11 protein-coding genes are annotated in these 14,887 nt (G+C 53.3%); 5 read left to right on the top strand and 6 right to left on the bottom strand.

Annotation, left to right across the window (positions count from 1 at the left end):
- Positions 1-11: 11 nt before the first annotated feature.
- The 4 genes from lpdA to pdhR form a co-directional block, all read right to left on the bottom strand.
- A complete protein-coding gene (gene lpdA, locus JK223_RS04525; protein ID WP_212713214.1) occupies positions 12-1,436 on the bottom strand; it encodes a dihydrolipoyl dehydrogenase in 1,425 nt (474 codons plus the stop codon).
- 260 nt (positions 1,437-1,696) lie between these two features.
- Positions 1,697-3,580: a pyruvate dehydrogenase complex dihydrolipoyllysine-residue acetyltransferase gene (aceF, locus tag JK223_RS04530; protein ID WP_212713031.1), complete on the bottom strand. Its 1,884-nt coding sequence runs from the start codon at positions 3,578-3,580 to the stop codon at positions 1,697-1,699.
- 13 nt (positions 3,581-3,593) lie between these two features.
- A complete protein-coding gene (gene aceE / locus JK223_RS04535; RefSeq protein ID WP_212713032.1) occupies positions 3,594-6,257 on the bottom strand; it encodes a pyruvate dehydrogenase (acetyl-transferring), homodimeric type in 2,664 nt (887 codons plus the stop codon).
- A 113-nt stretch (positions 6,258-6,370) separates the two neighbouring features.
- On the bottom strand, positions 6,371-7,135 hold the full coding sequence (gene pdhR, locus JK223_RS04540; protein WP_212713033.1) for a pyruvate dehydrogenase complex transcriptional repressor PdhR: 765 nt from the start codon (positions 7,133-7,135) through the stop codon (positions 6,371-6,373).
- Positions 7,136-7,601: 466 nt separating this feature from the next.
- Between pdhR and aroP the strand changes: the two genes are divergently transcribed.
- Positions 7,602-8,957, top strand: a complete 1,356-nt coding sequence (gene aroP, locus JK223_RS04545) for an aromatic amino acid transporter AroP (protein ID WP_212713034.1) — start codon at positions 7,602-7,604, stop codon at positions 8,955-8,957.
- Positions 8,958-9,034: 77 nt separating this feature from the next.
- On the opposite strand, the gene ampE is transcribed toward aroP, so the two are convergent.
- Positions 9,035-9,889: a beta-lactamase regulator AmpE gene (gene ampE / locus JK223_RS04550; RefSeq protein ID WP_212713035.1), complete on the bottom strand. Its 855-nt coding sequence runs from the start codon at positions 9,887-9,889 to the stop codon at positions 9,035-9,037.
- Positions 9,890-9,906: 17 nt separating this feature from the next.
- A complete protein-coding gene (gene ampD / locus JK223_RS04555; protein ID WP_212713036.1) occupies positions 9,907-10,476 on the bottom strand; it encodes a 1,6-anhydro-N-acetylmuramyl-L-alanine amidase AmpD in 570 nt (189 codons plus the stop codon).
- Between the two features lie 203 nt (positions 10,477-10,679).
- Here ampD and JK223_RS04560 point away from each other — a divergent pair, with 203 nt between their 5' ends.
- The 4 genes from JK223_RS04560 to hofC all read left to right on the top strand — a co-directional run bounded on the left by JK223_RS04560 (position 10,680) and on the right by hofC (position 14,779).
- Positions 10,680-11,591 carry a nicotinate-nucleotide diphosphorylase gene (locus JK223_RS04560; protein WP_212713037.1) on the top strand — a complete coding sequence of 304 codons (912 nt, stop codon included), beginning with the start codon at positions 10,680-10,682 and terminating at the stop codon, positions 11,589-11,591.
- Positions 11,592-11,758: 167 nt separating this feature from the next.
- Positions 11,759-12,205: a prepilin peptidase-dependent pilin gene (gene ppdD, locus JK223_RS04565; RefSeq protein WP_212713038.1), complete on the top strand. Its 447-nt coding sequence runs from the start codon at positions 11,759-11,761 to the stop codon at positions 12,203-12,205.
- Complete coding sequence (locus tag JK223_RS04570) at positions 12,202-13,590, top strand: ATPase, T2SS/T4P/T4SS family (RefSeq protein WP_212713039.1); 1,389 nt, start codon at positions 12,202-12,204, stop codon at positions 13,588-13,590. Before ppdD ends, JK223_RS04570 begins: the two co-directional genes overlap by 4 nt.
- A complete protein-coding gene (hofC, locus tag JK223_RS04575; protein WP_212713040.1) occupies positions 13,583-14,779 on the top strand; it encodes a protein transport protein HofC in 1,197 nt (398 codons plus the stop codon). The genes JK223_RS04570 and hofC overlap by 8 nt, the downstream gene beginning before the upstream one ends.
- Positions 14,780-14,887: the final 108 nt, after the last annotated feature.

Consider the following 14,887-nt stretch of genomic DNA (forward strand, 5'->3'; position numbering starts at 1 on the left):
GCCTTTCCCTGTTACTTTTTCTTCGCTTTAGGGTTAGGTAAGTCGGTGATACTGCCTTCATAAATCTCAGCGGCCAGGCCGACGGACTCATGTAAGGTCGGGTGGGCATGAATGGTCAGCGCAATATCTTCCGCATCACATCCCATCTCAATCGCCAGGCCGATTTCGCCCAGCAATTCACCGCCATTGGTGCCGACAATTGCACCACCGATAATACGGTGTGATTCTTTATCGAAAATCAGCTTGGTCATCCCGTCTGCACAGTCAGACGCAATGGCCCTGCCTGAAGCCGCCCATGGGAAGGTAGAGACTTCGTAACTGATGCCTTTTTCTTTGGCTTCTTTTTCGGTCAGACCAACCCAGGCAACTTCCGGTTCGGTATACGCGATAGACGGGATCACCTTAGGATCGAAATAGTGTTTCTTCCCGGAGATCACTTCAGCCGCCACATGCCCTTCATGGACACCCTTGTGTGCCAGCATTGGCTGACCCACGATATCCCCGATAGCGAAGATATGCGGCACATTGGTGCGCAGCTGCTTATCTACCTGAATGAAGCCACGATCATCCACTTCAACCCCGGCCTTACCGGCATCCAGGCTCTTACCGTTAGGCAGACGACCGATGGCGACCAGAACGGCATCATAACGCTGGGCTTCCGCAGGGGCATTTTTGCCTTCCATCGAGACATAAATACCGTCTTCTTTGGCTTCAACCGCGGTCACTTTGGTTTCCAGCATCAGCGTAAACTGCTTACTGATCCGACGGGTGAAGGCTTTGACCACATCTTTATCCGCCGCCGGAATCACCTGATCAAACATCTCGACCACATCAATCTTTGAGCCCAGTGCATGATACACGGTTCCCATTTCCAGACCGATAATCCCTCCGCCCATGATCAGCAGACGCTCAGGCACTTCTTTCAACGCCAGCGCATCGGTAGAGTCCCAGACACGGGGATCTTCATGCGGGATAAACGGTAACTGTACCGGACGGGAACCTGCTGCAATAATAGCATTATCGAAACTGATGGTTGTTGTCCCGTTTTCGCCTTCAACCTGCAGCGTATTCGCTCCGGTAAATTTACCGAAACCGTTCACGACTTTAACGTTACGGCCTTTTGCCATTCCGGCAAGTCCGCCGGTCAGCTGAGTGATGACTTTCTCTTTCCAGGTACGGACTTTGTCGATATCTGTTTTCGGCTGACCGAACACGATGCCGTGAGCTTCAAGGGCTTTAGCTTCTTCGATAACTTTAGCGACGTGCAGTAACGCCTTAGAAGGGATACAACCTACGTTCAGACAAACACCGCCGAGGGTGCTGTAGCGTTCAACCAGAACCGTTTCCAGTCCTAAGTCAGCACAACGAAAAGCGGCGGAGTAGCCTGCAGGACCTGCACCAAGTACCACGACCTGGGTTTTAATCTCTGTACTCATCATGACCTCTTATTTGACTGTCCGGCAGTCCGACGTCAGTTGTTATCATGGATAACGTCCGCAAACCACCCGACGTATTTAGCGCAAGAGTTTACATAATTGTTAACGAACTGCAAACGGCTTTGTGTCCGGCAATGTCACCTGCGGTGACGGTCGTTAACGGCGTAAACTCTCTTCCGGCAGGATGCATCATGCCCAATGCAAACACCTTGATACGTTCGGTACAGGAATGAGGCCGGTTATCACCGGCCTCACCTGTCTTACATAATCAGACGACGAATGTCTGACAGTACCTGATTAATATAAGTGATAAACCGCGCACCATCGGCCCCATCGATCACCCGATGGTCAAACGATAACGACAACGGCAACATCAGGCGCGGTGTAAATTCCTTACCGTTCCAGACCGGTTTCATCGCCGATTTTGAAACGCCCAGGATAGCCACTTCCGGCGCATTCACAATCGGTGTGAACGACGTGGTTCCCAGTCCGCCAAGGCTGGAGATGGTGAAGCATCCGCCCTGCATATCCCCGGAGGTGAGTTTTCCGTTACGGGCTTTTTTCGAGATATCCATCAGCTCGCGGGATAACTCAATAATGCCTTTTTTGTTCACGTCACGGAATACCGGAACCACCAGCCCGTTAGGGGTATCGACCGCGACCCCGATATTAATATATTTTTTCAGCGTTAAACGTTGCGCATCTTCAGAAATCGAACTATTGAAACGCGGGAAGGCTTCCAGCGCTTTCGCCACGGCTTTCATGATAAACACGACCGGCGTGATTTTTACGTCCAGTTTCTGCTTTTCAGCATCCACATTCTGTTGCTTACGGAACGCTTCCAGTTCAGTGATATCTGCTTCATCGAAATGCGTGACGTGCGGGATCATCATCCAGTTACGGCTCAGGTTAGCGCCGGACAGTTTCTGAATACGTCCCAGTTCGACTTCTTCAATCTCACCAAACTTGCTGAAGTCTACCTTCGGCCATGGCAGCATACCCGGCAGTGCTGTCGCACCGGAGGCAGGGTTCTCTGCACGCTTCACGGCCTCTTTCACGTACGCCTGCACATCTTCTCGCAGAATACGGTTTTTACGGCCGGTCCCTTTGACTTTCGCCAGGTTAACCCCGAACTCACGGGCCAGACGACGGATCACCGGGGTGGCATGGACATACGCCTCATTTTCGGCAAAGTCACTCTTCGCCGGGGTCGCCGCAGGCTTAGCCGTATTCTGCGCCGGTGCAGGCGCTTTTTCTGCGGCAGGGGCCGGGGCTGCCTGAGGCGCTGACGCCGGGGTAGCTGCCGGCGCACTGCCGGCAATTTCAAACACCATCATCGGTGTGCCGGTGCTGACTTTATCGCCGACGGAAATGCTGATGGATTTAACCGTACCGGCATACGGTGCCGGAACTTCCATGGAGGCTTTATCACCTTCAACGGTGATCAGTGATTGTTCGTTTTCAACCTTATCACCGACCTTCACCAGGATTTCGGTCACTTCGACTTCATCACCGCCGATATCCGGCACCTGCAGAGTCTTCTCTTCACTGGCCGGGGCTGCCGGAGCTGCCGCAGGGGCAGCATTTTCTGCTGCCGGAGCTGCGTCGCCTTCCGACGTTTCAAAGACCATGATAAGCGACCCGGTGCTGACTTTATCGCCGGTCGTCACTTTGATCTCTTTCACTTTACCGGCAAAAGGTGCAGGCACTTCCATGGAAGCCTTATCACCTTCGACAGTCAGCAGAGACTGCTCAGCCTCAACCGTGTCTCCGGCTTTCACCAGAATTTCGGTGACTTCCACTTCATCACCGCCGATATCCGGAACATTGACTTCACGGGTACCGGTTGCCGGGGCAGCTGCGGCTTGGGGCTGCGCAGTGTCCGCCGCTTTCGCGGCCGGGGCTTCGGTTTCCGCCGCCTCGAAGATCATAATCAGCGAGCCGGTAGCCACTTTATCGCCGGTGGCGACGTTAATTTCTTTGATAACACCGGCCTGAGGTGAAGGCACCTCCATCGATGCCTTGTCCCCTTCAACCGTGATCAGTGACTGTTCGGCGTCAACCTTATCACCCACTTTGACCAGGATTTCCGTCACTTCGACTTCATCGGTGCCGATATCCGGAACGTTGATTTCAATTGCCATCAATAATTACCTCTTACGCCAGACGCGGATTGACTTTATCAGCATGGATATCAAATTTACGTATCGCCTCAGCGACCACGTTTTTATCCATCTCACCGCGTTTAGCCAGTTCACCCAGAGCAGCAACCACCACATACGAAGCATCGACTTCAAAATGATGACGCAGATTTTCACGGCTGTCAGAGCGACCAAAGCCATCCGTACCCAGCACACGATAATCACTGGCAGGGATATAGTTACGAACCTGCTCAGCAAACAGTTTCATGTAATCGGTCGACGCGACGGCCGGGGCCTCACTCATGACCTGAGCAATATAAGGCACGCGAGGCTCTTCGGTAGGATGCAGCATATTCCAGCGCTCACAGTCCTGACCATCACGGGCCAGCTCGGTAAAGGATGTCACACTGTAAACATCGGAGCCAACACCGTACTCTTTGGACAGGATCTCTGCGGCTTCACGGACATGGCGCAGGATAGAACCGGAGCCCAGTAACTGGACTTTACCTTTGCTGCCTTGCAGGGTATCCAGTTTGTAGATCCCTTTACGGATACCTTCTTCCGCACCTTCCGGCATCGCCGGCATATGGTAGTTTTCGTTCAGGGTCGTAATGTAGTAATACACATTTTCCTGAGCGTCGCCGTACATCCGCTCCAGGCCGTCATGCATAATTACCGCGACTTCATACGCGTAGGCCGGGTCATAAGAGATACAGTTAGGAATAGTCAGTGACTGAATATGGCTATGACCATCTTCATGCTGCAGACCTTCACCGTTAAGCGTGGTACGTCCGGACGTTCCGCCTACCAGGAAGCCACGGGCTTGCTGATCACCGGCGGCCCAGCAGAGATCACCGATACGCTGGAAACCAAACATGGAGTAATAGATATAGAACGGGATCATCGGCAGGTTGTTAGTACTGTACGATGTCGCCGCGGCTAACCAGGATGCCCCGGCCCCCAGTTCGTTGATCCCTTCCTGCAGGATCTGGCCTTTCTCGTCTTCTTTGTAGTAAGCCACCTGCTCGCGGTCCTGCGGTGTGTACTGCTGACCGTTCGGGCTGTAGATACCAATCTGACGGAACAGACCTTCCATACCAAAGGTACGCGCTTCATCGGCGAGGATCGGCACCAGACGATCTTTAATCGATGCATTTTTCAGCATCACATTCAGCGCGCGCACAAAGGCGATAGTGGTGGAAATTTCTTTGCTCTGCTCATCCAGCAACGATTTAAATTCGTCGAGTGCCGGGATCTCCAGTTTGTCAGTGAACGTCTCCTGACGACTTGGCAGATAGCCTCCCAGTTTCTCACGCTGACCATGCAGATACTGATACTCTTCCGACCCTTTGTCGAAGGTGACATACGGCAGGGTTTCCAGCTGCTCATCACTGACAGGCACATTGAAACGGTCACGGATATAGCGCACGCCATCCATGTTCATTTTCTTCACCTGGTGGGCGATGTTTTTACCTTCCGCGGTTTCACCCATACCATAGCCTTTGACGGTATGCGCCAGGATCAGTACCGGTTTGCCTTTGGTGTCCTGCGCTTTTTTCAGGGCCGCATAAACTTTCTTCGGATCATGACCACCACGGTTCAGTGCCCAGATCTCATCGTCGGACATATCTTTGACCAGCGCCGCCGTCTCCGGATATTTTCCGAAGAAGTGCTCACGTACATAGCCACCGTCTTTTGACTTAAAGGTCTGATAGTCACCGTCAACAGTTTCATTCATCAGCTGAATCAGCTTACCGCTGGTGTCTTTACGCAGCAGTTCATCCCAGCGATCGCCCCAGATGACTTTGATCACTTCCCAGCCGGCACCGGTAAAGATACCGTCCAGTTCATTAATGATTTTACCATTACCTGTGACCGGTCCATCCAGACGTTGCAGGTTACAGTTAATAATGAATACCAGGTTATCCAGTTTTTCACGGGTTGCGATAGTGATCGCCCCTTTGGATTCCGGTTCATCCATTTCACCGTCGCCCAGGAAGGCATACACGGTTTGCGCCGAGGTCTTTTTCAGACCACGGTGTTCCAGATACTTCAGGAATTTTGCCTGATAGATTGCCGATAACGGCCCCAGCCCCATAGAAACCGTTGGGAACTGCCAGAAATCAGGCATCAGTTTAGGGTGCGGATAAGAAGAGAGCCCCTTACCGTGAACTTCCTGACGGAAATTGTTTAACTGATCTTCGGTTAAACGCCCTTCCAGGAAAGCACGGGCATAGATACCTGGTGAGATGTGCCCCTGGAAATAGACCAGGTCGCCGCCATCCTGCGCAGTACGGGCGCGGAAGAAGTGGTTAAAACACACTTCGTAAACGGTGGCAGAAGACTGGAAAGACGCCATATGGCCGCCCAGTTCCAGATCTTTTTTAGACGCTCTCAGTACCGTCATAATCGCATTCCAGCGAATAGCTGAACGAATACGCCGCTCCAGTGCCTGGTTCCCCGGGTATTCCGGTTCATCTTCGACGGAAATAGTATTGATGTAGTCCTGCGCAGATGCGCCGGCAGCCACACTGACACCACCTTTGCGAGCCGCATCAAGTACCTGATCGATTAAGTACTGAGCGCGTTCAACACCTTCTTCACGGATGACCGATTCGAGCGCCTGTAACCAGTCGCGGGTTTCAATCGGATCCACGTCATTAGGTAAACGTTCTGACATGGGGCTATTCCTTATCTGTGTCTAATACGTTGAATTTTGAGTAGCTTATCTGTACAACTCGGTTTGGGTACAACGCAGATAAGCACTTCATAATTGCACATACCTTGATGTGCCTAACCCTTGCGTTGCTGAAGACGTCTTAACGAACGTTCCCGCCGGCTTTCTTCCCGGCTTCTTTCCAGCAATATTTCCTCAAGAAACGCCAGGTGCGAGTGTGATTCTTCACGGGCTTTTTCCGGCTCACGTGCAATAATCGCCTCAAAAATTCTGGCGCGGTGTCCACTCACTTTCGCTAGCATATCGCGTCGTAGGTAGAGTGTTTCAAAATTCTGCCGGACATTTTGTTCCAGCAACGGCCCCATGGCACGCACAAGGTGCAATAGCACCATATTATGGGCGGCTTCGGTGACGGTTATTTGATATTTAATGACGGCATCGGCTTCGGCATCCAGGTTACCGCTATCCTGTGCCTGCTGAATACGAAGATGATGTGCACGGATACGTGCTAAATCTTCTTCCGTCCCCCGCAGGGCTGCATAGTAAGCCGCTATCCCCTCCAGCGCATGCCGGGTTTCCAGTAAATCAAAACGGGATTCAGGGGAATTCGCCAGGATACCGACCAGCGGGTCGCTCAGGCTTTGCCAGAGAGCCGTCTGCACAAAGGTTCCGCCGCCCTGACGGCGCGACAATAACCCCCGGGCTTCCAGGCGCTGTATTGCCTCACGTACGGAAGGACGCGAAACATCAAATTGACGGGCAAGCTCGCGCTCCGGGGGAAGTTGTTCTCCCGGACACAATGAGCCTTCCATAATCAGCGACTCCAGTTGCTGCTCAATCACGTCTGACAGCTTAGGTTGTCGGATTTTGCTGTACGCCATCACAGTGGTTAATTTATTCCTGTCATTGTGCCGGATAATTGGTATTACCAATTAGCAAAATACGGGCGCTAAAAGTAACAAACTATTTACCCGCTGTCCATATACCCGTGCCGGCTTTGCATCAGGATCAAATTCCGTAAATATGCGATTTTTGCTTTACCATCAACGTCATCAGCCTTTTTAGTCCGGATTTCCTGCTGTTCTTCCGCCCGTCGTCGCGGAGGTTAACTCCCCTGTTTTTCCCGCCACCCCCGGATGGAACCGTGCCCATTTGCGCAGACAGGTTTTTTTAAGCACGAAACAACAAAAGCAAGGTGCAAAGCGTATGACTTATCACTATTCTGATCCGCGGACAGACGGCAGTATTGTGCTGTTACGGACAGGTAAAATAATAACGAAAGCACTATAAATCACTGCATTCCGTCACCCGTGGAACGCAGTTCTGTAGATGATTAAGAGGTTTTTTATGGAAAAGCAGCAAGAGGACACGCTGAAGCGGGGATTGAAAAATCGTCATATCCAGCTAATCGCTCTGGGGGGTGCCATTGGTACGGGCCTGTTTCTCGGGATCGCTCAGACCATCAAAATGGCCGGTTCTTCTGTTCTGCTGGGCTATGCTATCGGTGGGTTTATCGCCTTTCTGATCATGCGCCAGCTGGGTGAAATGGTGGTAGAAGAGCCGGTCGCCGGGTCATTCAGTCATTTCGCCTATAAATACTGGGGAAGCTTTGCAGGGTTCGCTTCCGGCTGGAACTATTGGGTGCTCTATGTACTGGTGGCCATGGCCGAGCTTACCGCGGTCGGCGTCTATATTCAGTACTGGTGGCCGGAAATTCCGACATGGGTGTCTGCGGCCGTCTTCTTTGTGCTGATCAATGCCATCAACCTGAGCAACGTGAAGGTCTACGGTGAGATGGAGTTCTGGTTCTCTATCATAAAAGTCGTTGCCGTCATCGGTATGATCCTGTTTGGTGGCTGGATGTTATTCAGCGGCCATGGCGCGCCTGAAGCCTCTTTATCGAATATCTGGGCCATCGGGGGCTTTTTCCCTCACGGTATCTCCGGGCTTGTGATGTCGATGGCGGTCATTATGTTCTCCTTCGGCGGGCTTGAACTGGTAGGGATCACTGCAGCAGAAGCCGATAATCCGGAGCGCAGCATTCCTAAAGCCACTAACCAGGTGTTGTACCGTATTCTGATCTTTTACATCGGTTCACTGACTATTCTGCTATCACTCTACCCATGGACTAAAGTGGTCGAAGGTGGCAGCCCGTTTGTGCTTATCTTCCATGAACTGGGTGACAGTCTGGTCGCGAATGCGCTGAATATTGTGATACTGACGGCGGCCCTCTCTGTCTATAACAGTTGCGTCTACAGTAACAGCCGTATGCTGTACGGGCTGGCGAAACAGGGCAACGGTCCGCGCGCGCTACTGAAGGTCGACCGCCGTGGGGTGCCTTATGTCGCTCTGGGTCTGTCCGCTGTGGCAACTGCTATCGGTGTACTGATCAACTACCTGATGCCGGCAAAAGCCTTTGGCTTACTGATGTCGCTGGTGGTTTCTGCACTGGTGATTAACTGGGCGATGATAAGCCTGGCGCATCTCAAATTCCGTAAAGCGAAAGAGCGACAGGGTGTCAATACACGCTTTAAAGCGCTTCTTTACCCGCTGGGTAACTGGATTTGCCTGCTGTTTATGGCGGCGATTCTGGTCATTATGGTCATGACCCCGGGAATGGCGATGTCTGTGTGGCTGATCCCTGTCTGGCTGGTTATTCTGGCTATCGGGTATCTATTCAGGACCAAAAAACGTCCGGCCTGATCATTCATGCAGCCATAAAAAAGGGCGCAGCAGAGAGAGATCTGACTGCGCCCTTGTTGTTTATCCTCAGTGTCCGGTCAGAGCAGTGTGCCGGTAATGGTCAGAAGCGCTACCACCACCACCAGCACCAGGGTGATGCGTTTCGCCAGCGCTACCGCCATACGGGGTTTTTCTACTTTATCCGTACAGGGGTCCCGTTCCAGAGAAAACTGGGCCAGGCGGGTCAGGACCTGATACGGGGTATGCCGCACATCTCTGAGAAATTTCCACCAGGCGGGTAAGGCTTTTTCGCCATGCCCTAACAGCGCATAAGCCACACCGGCAAGGCGTACAGGGATCCAATCCAGCACAAACAGTAATTTCTCCACGCCGGACTGCTCACGTTCGGCCGCCGTCTGGTGAGCCGCCAGCCAGCCTTGCCAGGCACGTAAGAAGGCATATCCGACCAGAGTTACCGGCCCCCACGGTCCCCCGACCACGAACCAGAACAGCGGCGCAAGGTAGAAGCGGTAGTTAATCCACAGCAGGGCATTCTGTAATTCACGCAGATACACCCGCTCATTTGCGGTGTCCGGCAACCCATGGATCTGACTCAACTCTTCAGCCATCGCCTGATGGGCCGCCTGATCATCGACGCTGGCCGATTTCAGGTAGGCATGATAGTGCAGACGCGTGACCCCGGCGCCGATACAGAGTACCCCGACCACGACCCACAACAGTAACGATGGCACACCGAAGAATACCCCCCGCAGGCTTAACACCAGTACCAGCGTGATCAGCATCGCCAGAATCGCCATACCGGTCGTACGAATCATCGAGAAGTGTGTCTGGCCACGGAAAACCGGCCGTATCCGGTGCTCCAGTTGCCAGTGTTCACCGAATTTAAATAACCGCTCCCAGCCTAACACCAGTAACAATGTAAATAACGTCATTCTTTCCAGCCCTTATTTTATTTCAGTCCGGCCTGCTCGCCGGTTATCGCCTGCAGTTGTTGCCGGTAATACTGCCAGTCAAATGCCTCGCCGGGGTCCGTCTTACGTCCGGGGGCTATATCACTGTGCCCGGTAATATCGTCAGTGTTTATCGGATAATGTTGCATCAGAAGACGCGTTATCTGACACAGAGAAGCGTATTGCTGCCCGGTATACGCCAGGGTATCCGTGCCCTCCAGCTCAATACCGATAGAAAAATCATTACAATTGTCCTGCCCGTGATACGAGGACTGTCCTGCATGCCAGGCCCGCTTATCAAAAGCCACATATTGCACAATTTCACCATCGCGTCGGATCAGGCAATGTGCAGCCACTTTCAGCGCCGCTATCCCTTCAAAATAGGGGTCATCGTCGGGATTAAGGGTGCCGGTAAAGAGCTGCTCTATCCAGGGTCCGCCAAATTTCCCCGGCGGCAGGCTGATATTATGGATCACCAGTAGCCAGGGTGACACCTCTTCAGGGCGCTCGTTAAAATGCGCTGAAGGGACTTTTCTTGCCGTTGTCAGCCAGCCAGATTCAAGTTTCATATGGTCATGTTTCCCTGCATAAGGTCGAGAATAACATAAGAGTTATCATGATATTGCTTCTCCGGGTCAGGTACCAGTGACTCTCAGGCTGACGGGGTCCCCCGGCAGGCCTGATGACTCAACTGGTTACGCTATTCGGCTGGAGAGTCATGACACTTCAGGCTACAGTATTTACTCCTGTGACTAAAGGAGCAAACAGCCCCATGCCCGTAAGCCATACTGCCTCAGAACACTGCAAACGACAGCTACTCGAACGCGTCAGCAACGACATACCGGCGCTCGTTAAGCAGGCATTACAAAATGCGCCGGCCGGCCGGCAGCACCCGGACCATCCGCTGGTGACACGGCTGGTCAGCGAAACGCAGCGCAGTCAGGCTCAGCTCATCAGTCATCAGGACGGTATCTTCTGCGGTAAAGCCTGGGCAGAGACGGTGCTTCAGCAGATGAGCCCTGACATAACGTTGCAGTGGCATACCAGCGATGCCGGGGCTATCCATCAGGGGCAAATCCTGGCCACCCTGAGCGGCCCCGCCAGCGTATTGCTCAGTGCAGAAACGACGCTTCTGCATTTTTTACAGACATTATCCGGAATTTCAACCCGCTTTAGCCACAGTCTGAGTCAGCTGGCGGAGACGTCATTCCGCGCAATTGATTCCCTGAATACTCAGCCCGGGGTCAGTAACGCAGTCAAATATGCGCTGCTCTGCGGTGATCACACGACACAGCGGCTGGACCTGAGCGACCTGATCCCCATTAACGAAAACCATATTATCGCCTGTGGCTCCGTGGTTTCGGCGATAGAAAATGCCCGCTGGATTGATCCCGACCGCCCGGTGGAAGTCACAGTGACCTCCCTGACGCAATTCTCACAGGCACTGATCGCCGGGGCGGACCTTATCCTGCTGCATAATTTCACGCTACCGGAAATCAATGCGGCGGTCGCTGAACGTCACAGACAACAGGTGTTACCGATGCTGGTCATCGGCGGACAAAATGCCTGTCAGCATCTGCCGGCGCTTTCACAGACCGGTGCAGATTACCTTGCTGCCAGTGCACTCCTGAGCCGGCCACAGCCTCTGGATATCTCTCTGCAGTTTTTACCTGCCAGCACATAACCTTTCCGGGCCGGTTTCTGTATGACGGATAGCGGCCCGCATCTTTTCTGCCTGCGATGAAAAAACGAATAAAATGCCGGATGCCGCTTCCTGAGTGCCGGTAAGCAGCCCCTCATCCCGCCAGCATAATGTCTTACTCTTCTTTGCTTATCGCAAGGAGAGTGACTATGGAAAAACAGCAAGGTTTTACCCTGATTGAGCTGATGATCGTCATCGCTATTATCGCCATCCTCAGTGCTATCGGGTTACCGGCGTACCAGAACTATCTGCAAAAAGCCGCTATTACCGATATGTTGCAACTCATGCTGCCGTATAAAACCGCGATTGAATTGTGCAGTATGGAGAAAGGAACCAGCCAGGGGTGCAATGCAGAAACTTTCGGTATCCCCGCAGTAAAAGGGTCCCGTTACACCGCACGCCTGCAGGTCAGCGACGGTAAAATGACACTCACCGGCAGCGAGACGTTGAAAGGTTTAACGGTCGAACTGCTTCCTCACTGGAATGCACAGGAGGGTGAGTTTTCCTGGACCAGGCGATGCCTGAGTGACAACCGGCTGTTGCTCAACAATTGCCGATCACAATTCAGGTTTGCTGATGAGCAGGAGGAGCTATGATCCCACCCTCGCTGGATAATTTATGCCGGCAGATCCCCGCCTGCATCCTGTCACTGGACGCCACGCAGCTCAGGCTGGCAGTCACGGCGCTGCCAGCAGAAGAGATGATCGAATCCTTGCGCTTTACCAGCCAGCGACAAGTCAGTTTCGAATTCTGGCCGTTAGCCCGTATTGAAGCTTTCCGTCAGCAGCCAGACTCTGCGCCATCCCCTCCCGCCGCCGGCCCCCCTGAGAGCGGTAATATACCGGAGATTGCCGGGCAACTGCTGGATCTGGCGGTCCGTTTGCGGGCCTCTGATATTCATATTGAACCGACGCCACAAGGGATACGGGCCCGTCTGAGAATCGACGGTATTCTAACCCCCTGCCCGCTCGCCCTGCCCTGCCCGGCGAACTCACTGATTGCCCGATTTAAAATTCTGGCCGGGGTGGATATTGCTGAAAACCGCCTGCCTCAGGATGGTCAGCTTAGCGGTGAAAGTGGCGGTGAGCGGCAGAGCTTCCGCCTGTCGACCCTGCCAACACAATTCGGAGAGAAAGTCGTGCTCAGGCGTCTGCAGACGCTGTCCACCGCCCTGACACCGGCAGAGCTGGGGCTGGATCCAGAGGCACTGGCTCAGTTACTGGCCGTATTACAGCAACCGCAGGGCATGATCCTGGTCACCGGGCCGACTGGTAGCGGTAAAACCTTTACCCTGTATAGCCTGCTGAATGCCCTGAATACCCCGGATAAAAATCTCTCCACGGTGGAAGACCCGATAGAAATGACTCTGCCCGGCATTAATCAGACACAAATCAATACCCGGGCCGGGCTGGACTTCGCCCGTATTCTGCGCGCACTGCTACGCCAGGACCCGGATGTCATTATGATCGGAGAAATCAGGGATAACGAAACGGCAGACATTGCCGTGAAAGCAGCTCAGACCGGTCATCTGGTGTTCTCCACACTGCACACGAATTCGACCCCGGAAGCCGTGACCCGTTTGCGCCAGATGGGGATTGCCGGGTATCTGCTGGCAGCATCCCTGCGGTTAGTCATCGCCCAGCGGCTGGTTCGCAGGCTTTGCCGGCACTGTCGTCGCCTGGCAGACGACAAACTGCCCTGTCCGCCCGGCCTGCAGCGTCCCGCCATTCCTCACTGGCTGGCAGAGGGATGTGACCATTGCTTTGGCGGCTATTATGGTCGCTTCGCTATTTTTGAAATACTGGCCGTGACGGGGGATTTGCACCAGGCCATCGCTGCCAATGTTTCCTCGCAGGAATTAAAAGTGATTGCCACCCGGCAGGGCATGCAGCCGCTATTCGTATCCGGACTGAATGCTGTCAGCCGCGCTGAGACCTCCTGGGCCGAGGTACTGCGTGTTACCGGGGGAAGCGATGAGTAATTACTGTCTGTTTCACTGGCAGGCTATCGATCCTGACGGACTTCATTGCCAGGGCGACATGCTGGCAGATAACCCCCGTCAGTTACAGGAGATGATGTTTCGTCAGGGCTTACTCCCGCTGAAAATCACCCGAAAAAAGTGTTATTCATCGCGCTACTGGCTGCGTCAGGAGCGGATTGTCTTCTTCAGCCAGACAGGCATGTTACTTCAGGCGGGACTGCCGCTGTCAGAAGGCTTGCTTCTGTTGGCAGGCGGGCATCCGGCGAAGGCATGGCGATCGTTACTGGAACAATTACAGCAGCAAATCCTGTCAGGGATCAGCTTTTCGTCGGCACTCAGTCACTGGCCTGGCATTTTTCCACCCCTCTGCATAGCGATGATACGAACCGGCGAACAGACCGGCCAGCTGGAATATTGTTGTAAAAATCTGGCGGCACAGCAGCAAAAACAACGACAGCTGAAGCAGCAGCTTATTAAAGCACTGAGATATCCGCTGTTTGTTCTTCTGCTGGCGGCGGTGATAAGCCTCGGGATGTTACTGTGGATTTTACCGGAGTTTGCCGCTATCTATCGTTCGGCTAACACCCCTCTGCCCGCTTTTACGCGGTGTCTGATCGGTTTTTCGCAGTCTTTGTTACATTCCCTGCCGCTGGTGCTGATGATGGTGATGGCGGGGTGTCTCGGGGTTATGAGATGCAAAAAAAAACCGGCCCGGGTACTGGCAGGCCAGCGTTTTTTATTACGTCTGCCGTTAGCGGGCAGATTGTGGCAATTTACCATACTGGCGCAACTTTTCGATATTCTGGCACTGACCCAGCGTTCCGGATTACCCCTGAGTGAAGGATTGCAGATAGCAGAGAATGTGTTTGCCACACCTTTCTGGCAACAGGCACTGACCGCACTGCGTCATCATATTGAACAGGGGTTTCCTCTCTCGGCCGGTCTGAATGACCAGCCCGGTTTCCCGCCGATATGTTACCTGCTGGCCCGCTCAGGGGAACAAACGGGTACCCTGGATGTGGTTTTTATGCGGCTGGCCCGGTGGTTTGAAACTGAAGCCAGCCAACAAACCGATCTTCTGAGTAACAGCATTGAGCCTGCGATGTTACTGATCACGGGGCTGATTACCGGCAGCATTGTCATCGGTATGTATCTGCCAATGTTTAATCTGGGTGAGGCGATATTTTAACCGGCACACCTCGCCTGTTTTATATACCCATAGACAGGTCATCAGGCAACAAACCGACCTTCTGAGTAACAGCATTGAGCCTGAGATATTACTGATCACGGGGCTGAT

It is taken from the genome of Tatumella sp. JGM118 (assembly GCF_018257515.1).
In the GTDB taxonomy this organism is placed as follows: domain Bacteria; phylum Pseudomonadota; class Gammaproteobacteria; order Enterobacterales; family Enterobacteriaceae; genus Tatumella; species Tatumella terrea.

What these genes read in the sequence shown, in the direction of transcription:
- ampE (WP_212713035.1), bottom strand. Translation starts at nt 9,889, where the DNA reads ATGACGTTATTTACATTGTTACTGGTGTTAGGCTGGGAGCGGTTATTT.
- aceF (WP_212713031.1), bottom strand. Translation starts at nt 3,580, where the DNA reads ATGGCAATTGAAATCAACGTTCCGGATATCGGCACCGATGAAGTCGAA.
- pdhR (WP_212713033.1), bottom strand. Translation starts at nt 7,135, where the DNA reads ATGGCGTACAGCAAAATCCGACAACCTAAGCTGTCAGACGTGATTGAG.
- lpdA (WP_212713214.1), bottom strand. Translation starts at nt 1,436, where the DNA reads ATGAGTACAGAGATTAAAACCCAGGTCGTGGTACTTGGTGCAGGTCCT.
- aceE (WP_212713032.1), bottom strand. Translation starts at nt 6,257, where the DNA reads ATGTCAGAACGTTTACCTAATGACGTGGATCCGATTGAAACCCGCGAC.
- aroP (WP_212713034.1), top strand. Translation starts at nt 7,602, where the DNA reads ATGGAAAAGCAGCAAGAGGACACGCTGAAGCGGGGATTGAAAAATCGT.
- JK223_RS04560 (WP_212713037.1), top strand. Translation starts at nt 10,680, where the DNA reads ATGCCCGTAAGCCATACTGCCTCAGAACACTGCAAACGACAGCTACTC.
- hofC (WP_212713040.1), top strand. Translation starts at nt 13,583, where the DNA reads ATGAGTAATTACTGTCTGTTTCACTGGCAGGCTATCGATCCTGACGGA.
- ampD (WP_212713036.1), bottom strand. Translation starts at nt 10,476, where the DNA reads ATGAAACTTGAATCTGGCTGGCTGACAACGGCAAGAAAAGTCCCTTCA.
- ppdD (WP_212713038.1), top strand. Translation starts at nt 11,759, where the DNA reads ATGGAAAAACAGCAAGGTTTTACCCTGATTGAGCTGATGATCGTCATC.
- JK223_RS04570 (WP_212713039.1), top strand. Translation starts at nt 12,202, where the DNA reads ATGATCCCACCCTCGCTGGATAATTTATGCCGGCAGATCCCCGCCTGC.